Origin of the sequence: Mesorhizobium sp. M7A.F.Ca.CA.002.04.1.1 (assembly GCF_004022805.1) — a bacterium.
Taxonomy (GTDB): Bacteria; Pseudomonadota; Alphaproteobacteria; order Rhizobiales; family Rhizobiaceae; genus Mesorhizobium; species Mesorhizobium ciceri.
Genome location: NZ_RZPL01000382.1, coordinates 1 through 5,303, shown reverse-complemented (window position 1 = coordinate 5,303; position 5,303 = coordinate 1). Strand labels below are relative to the sequence as shown.

The 5,303-nt window shown below is 63.5% G+C and carries 6 protein-coding genes; all 6 read left to right on the top strand.

Annotated elements, in window-relative coordinates; genetic code table 11:
* A partial coding sequence (locus ENZ75_RS19610) for a prolyl oligopeptidase family serine peptidase (RefSeq protein ID WP_164887876.1) occupies positions 1-451 on the top strand: 451 nt, incomplete at its 5' end.
* A 68-nt stretch (positions 452-519) separates the two neighbouring features.
* Positions 520-660: a capsid protein gene (locus tag ENZ75_RS19605; protein WP_082826679.1), complete on the top strand. Its 141-nt coding sequence runs from the start codon at positions 520-522 to the stop codon at positions 658-660.
* 48 nt (positions 661-708) lie between these two features.
* A complete protein-coding gene (locus tag ENZ75_RS19600; RefSeq protein ID WP_013531202.1) occupies positions 709-2,088 on the top strand; it encodes an aspartate aminotransferase family protein in 1,380 nt (459 codons plus the stop codon).
* 142 nt (positions 2,089-2,230) lie between these two features.
* The gene (locus tag ENZ75_RS19595) at positions 2,231-2,596 is read left to right on the top strand and encodes a hypothetical protein (protein ID WP_063168189.1); all 366 of its coding nucleotides are present in this window, start codon (positions 2,231-2,233) and stop codon (positions 2,594-2,596) included.
* Positions 2,597-2,602: 6 nt separating this feature from the next.
* Positions 2,603-2,848, top strand: coding sequence for a cytochrome c oxidase assembly factor Coa1 family protein (locus tag ENZ75_RS19590; protein ID WP_244514305.1), 246 nt, complete (start codon positions 2,603-2,605; stop codon positions 2,846-2,848).
* A 193-nt stretch (positions 2,849-3,041) separates the two neighbouring features.
* Positions 3,042-5,303: FAD-dependent oxidoreductase (locus ENZ75_RS19585; protein WP_164887875.1), on the top strand; the 2,262-nt coding region annotated here is incomplete at its 3' end.

The window sequence follows — 5,303 nt, the reverse complement described above, 5'->3', positions numbered from 1 at the left end:
GATCCAGGGTGGTTCGAATGGCGGCTTGCTGACCGGCGTTTCCTTGACGCAGCATCCCGAGCTTTTCGGCGCCGTCATCATCGAGGTGCCGCTGCTCGACATGCTGCGTTACGCCGAATTGCCGCCTGGCGCCTCGTGGATGGCCGAATATGGCGATCCGTCGAAACCCGAAGACGCGAAGTGGCTTTCAGCCTACTCGCCCTACCAGCATGTCGACGCCGCTGCCGCCTATCCGCCTGTGCTGCTGACCACATCGACCGCTGACGATCGGGTCCATCCCGGCCATGCGCGCAAGATGGCCGCCCGCCTGCAGGAAGCCGGCCATGCGAGGACGCTGTTCTTCGAGGAGACCGAGGGCGGCCATGGCGGGCGTGGCGACCGCCGGCCGCAGGCGGCGCAGACGGCGATGAAATATGTCTTCCTGCAAAGGGCGCTGACAGCCAAGGCCTAGAGTCATTCAGTTATGGGCCAAGCAAAGGGTGGTTCTCCTCGAGCAGCCTTTGCTCTAAGGTGGCTTCCATGGCTCTCGTCAGGACGTTGATTGACGCATTTGAGGCTCGCGCATTGCGGGTCGCGGTGACGCCGTCACCGCGCACGCTGCGCGCCGAGCTTTTGCGGCTGTGTGCCCGCATCGGCTATTCGCCACCTCTCTGCCTCTGAAGCATTCGCCCCGGCTTGGCCGGATAGAATCCAGAGGGAAGATCAGACATGACCTATCAGAATTATTCGCTGAAGCAGCTTCAGCAGATCGACGCCGCGCATCATCTGCATCCGTTCACCGACCACAAGGAAATGCGCGGGGCCGGGTCGCGCATCATCACCCATGCCAACGGCCCTTTCATCTACGATTCCGAGGGGGCTGAAATCCTCGACGGCATGGCCGGGCTGTGGTGCGTCAACATCGGCTATGGCCGTGACGAGCTGGCCGAGGCCGCCTATGCCCAGATGAAGGAACTGCCTTACTACAACTCCTTCTTCAAATGCTCGACGCCGACGCCAGTGCTGCTGTCCAAGAAGCTGGCGGAGATCGCGCCGAAGCACGTCAACCAGGTATTCTACGGCTCTTCCGGGTCGGAAGCCAACGACACCGCGCTGCGCCTCGTGCGCCACTATTGGGTGCTGGAGGGCAAGCCGGAGAAGAACCGCATCATCTCGCGCAAGATGGCCTATCACGGCTCGACCGTTGCCGGCACCTCGCTCGGCGGCATGGATGGTATGCACAAGCAGCTCAACGGTGCGGTGCCCAACATCGTCCATGTGATGATGCCCTATGCCTATGAGCTGGCGCTGCCTGGCGAGAGCGATCATGATTTCGGTCTGCGCGCGGCCGGGGCTGTCGAGGAGGCGATCCTCGAAGCCGGCGCCGACAAGGTTGCCGCGTTTATCGGCGAGCCGATCATGGGAGCCGGCGGCGTGAAGATACCGCCGGCGAGCTATTGGCCGGAAGTGCAGCGCATCTGCCGTAAATACGATGTCCTGCTGATGCTGGACGAAGTCATCACCGGTTATGGTCGCACCGGCGAATGGTTTGCCGCACAGACACTCGGCATCGAGCCAGACACGATCACCACGGCCAAGGCGCTGACCTCGGGCTATCAGCCGCTGTCGGCATTGCTGGTTGGCGACCGCATCGCCTCGACGCTGGTCGAGAAGGGCGGCGAGTTCAACCATGGCTACACCTATTCCGGGCACCCGGTGGCCTGCGCCGTGGCGCTGAAGAACCTCGAGATCATCGAGCGCGAAGGGCTGGTCGACCGCGTCCGGAACGACACCGGCCCTTACTTCGCCAAGGCGTTGCAGGAGCGCATTGCCGGACATGATCTGGTCGGCGAGGTCCGTTCGATCGGACTGATGGGCGCGATCGAGATCGTCAAGGACAAGGCGACCAAGGAGCGGTTCCTGCCGGCTGGAAGTGCGGCGGTAACCGTGCGGGATCACGCCATCACGAATGGCATGATGCTGCGCGCCACCGGCGACACGATGATCCTGTCGCCGCCGCTGATCTGGACCCGCGATACGATCGATATGGCCTGCGACCGCATCTCGAAGGCGCTGGATCTGGCGCAAGCCGATCTTCGCAAGCGGTAGAACTCGACCCCTCGGCTGGGCGCTCTTCGGCGGGCGCGCCCAGCCTTGAGACCATGCCGAAGCGGCGAGGGAACGAATTCCATCACAAGCGCGTAGTGTGTGGGGCAGCGGCTGATTCGGCCGCCACAAGGGGTTTGTTTCCATGAGAGAAACCGGCAAGAGCCGACGGACGCGAGAAGCGGCCAGCATCAGCGGCGACCTGATGCTGGCGCCGCTGGTGGCGATGATGCGGCTGCCGTTGATGGCCATGGATGGCGGGAGCCGCCAGCCATGGAGTACGGAGACGGCGCGTGCGGTCAACGAGAAGACCGCCGCTATGGCCGAAGGCGCGTTTGCGGCGCAAATGTCTTTCCTGCAATCGGCGTCGCGGTTCTGGCCGGAAGTCTTTTCCGGCCGCACGCCATCGCTGTTCAACGGGGTTGCGGCGGAGCGCTCGATCAGCGCCGCGCTGAAGCCGGCAAGCCGTGCCGTGAAAGCGAATTTTCGCCGGCTGTCCAACAAGACCTGACCGGGGTTGCAAACCGACAGTTTCTGGGTCGGCGGCCATCTCAACGTCGATGCGAATGGGGCTGGTGACGCCCAGTTCGGCATTCCGGTCCACGGCGCCAGGGGCAAGGGCACGGCCTATTCGACGGCTGTCCGGACAGCCGGCACGTGGAGCCTGCGCCTGCTGGTCGTCAGGGTCGAGGGAGCCGATGCGCCGATCGTGCTGATCAACGAAGATCATGTCCCGATCCCGAATGCTGCAATCGGAATATAGCTAGGCAAAACGCAAAAAAGCGGCCTGAACGCGGGCGCGACAGCTGACAGTTCGGCCGGCTTCGTGGCCCAACAGTCGGGTGACCACTGCAGCGTTCCAGACAAGGAAATATGCTGAAAAGCCGGATGCTGTCTGACAGTATGCGCATGCGTTCATGTGGACCGGTGGCAATTTCAGACAAGGGCACGCGCATATGGTGAGTTCCTTTCGTGCGGTCGTGGTCGGTGGCGGCTGTGTGGGCGCCGGCATTCTCTACGGCCTGGCAAAGCGCGGCTGGACCGATGTGGCATTGCTGGAGCGAACACAGCTTACGGCCGGTTCGACATGGCATGCCGCGGGGCTCATCCCCTCTTACGCGCGCAGCCGCAATGTCGGCCGCATGATCGCCAGATCGATCGCGATCTATGAAGGCCTGGAGGCGGAGACGGGCCAGAACGTCGGCTGGCACAAATGCGGGCAACTGCGCATTGCCAACACGCGCGACAGGCTGGACGAGTACAGAAGCTACATGGACGTTGCCGAGGTCCAGGGAGTGCGGGCCCGGATCGTATCGCCCGCGGAGGCGCGAGAGATCTGGCCGCTGCTCGACAACAACACCATGCTGGGTGCCCTCTACCATCCCGATGACGGCCACATTGCACCCGCCGATGTCACCCAGGCCATGGCCAAGGGTGCACGCGACCTCGGCGCGAAGATCCATCTTGATACCGAGGTCGTGGGTTTCGAGCGGATGCCGAGCGGCGAGTGGAGGGTCAAAACCTCACGCGGCGAGATCGTCTGTGAACATGTCATCCTTGCAACAGGCAATTACGCACGCCAGACAGGCGCCATGCTGGGCCTGGACATTCCCGCGATCCCGATCCTGCACCAGTACTGGATCACCGAGGCGGTTCCCGAAATCGTGGAACGCAAACGGCTTGGTCTTCCGGAGATGCCGATCCTCAGGGACGAGGGTTACGAGGGCTATCTGCGCGAAGAGGGAGACGGGCTGATGTTCGGTCCCTATGAGCGTACCGAGCAGCTCAAGCTGTTCGCCGAAAACGGTGTCCCGGAATGGTTCGGCGCCGATCTGCTCGATGAAGATTTCGATGCCGTTTCCTGGAACTGGGAGCGCGCCACCGAACTGGTTCCCGCGCTCGGGCGCGCCGGCATCAAGCGCAATGTGCGAGGACCTTTCCAGATGACGGCCGATGAGCTGCCGCTGATGGGGCAGGCGTGGGGCCTGGAGAATGTCTGGCTCGCCGAAGGGGTGCCGGGGGGCATCCTTTGGGGCGGTGCGATTGGCTATTACCTCTCCGAACGGATCGTGGAGGGTGGCAACAGCATCGACACGGCGGAGCTGGATCCCCGCAGGTTCGGCCGATACGCCAACAAGAACTGGACCCGGGCCAAGGTCCGGGAAGCCTGGGGCACCCACGCCGTACAGCACTATCCGGGCCAGGACATGCCGGCGGCGCGACCGCAGAAAACGGCCCCGTCCTATGACCGCCTAAGTCAGCTTGGCGCGGTATGGGACGTGTTGAACGGCTGGGAGATGCCGAGCTGGTTTGCGCCCGCGGGTGTCGAGGCGCGCAATGTCTACAGCTGGCGCTGGACCCCCAAGGGGAACCACGTCGCCGCAGAGGTCCAGGCTGTCCGCCACGCCGGCGGTCTGGTCGAGATGACACCAATGACCAAGTTCGAGGTCGGCGGGCCGGGCGCCGAGGGCTGGCTCGACGGAATCCTGGCCAACAGACTGCCGCGTCCCGGTCGTGTCGCTCTTGCCCATCACCTGACGCCGACCGGCGGCGTGCAGGCCGAGTATGTGGTGGCGCGGCTGCAGAGCGACCTGTTCTATCTCATATCGACGCCGCGCGCCGAACGCTGGAACCTTGACGATCTCGGCCGGCTGTTGCCGAAGGACGGCAGCGTGCATCTGCGCAACGTCACGGAGGATCGCGGCAGCTTCACGGTGGTTGGGCCGAAGGCGCGCGACATACTGCAGCCGCTGACGGAGATCGACCTCTCCAACGAGGCCTTCCCATGGTTCAGCGTACAGTCCAGCACCGTCGGCATGGCCAGCGACGTACGGCTGCTGCGTGTCAACTATTCGGGTGAGCTGGGATGGGAGCTCTATCATCCACTCTGCTACCAGCGGCATTTGCTGGATGCGCTTCTGGCATCGGGAGAGGCACACGGGCTGAGGCTGGTCGGACTTCAAGCGCTGGAATCGCTTCGTCTCGATAAATCCTACCGGGCCATGTACCGCGATATGAACCCCGAATTGTCCGCCTGGGAAAGCGGCCTCGAGCGCTTCATCAGCCTCGACAACAGGGACTTCATCGGCCGGGCGGCACTGGTCGCGAAACAGCAGCAGGTTACACGCCGGATCGCCACACTGTCGATCGACACGGATGGTGCGAGCGCATTCGCCTTCGAGGGCGTTTACCGCGAAGGCGAATGCGCTCGCACCATC

What these genes read in the sequence shown, in the direction of transcription:
- ENZ75_RS19595 (WP_063168189.1), top strand. Translation starts at nt 2,231, where the DNA reads ATGAGAGAAACCGGCAAGAGCCGACGGACGCGAGAAGCGGCCAGCATC.
- ENZ75_RS19600 (WP_013531202.1), top strand. Translation starts at nt 709, where the DNA reads ATGACCTATCAGAATTATTCGCTGAAGCAGCTTCAGCAGATCGACGCC.
- ENZ75_RS19605 (WP_082826679.1), top strand. Translation starts at nt 520, where the DNA reads ATGGCTCTCGTCAGGACGTTGATTGACGCATTTGAGGCTCGCGCATTG.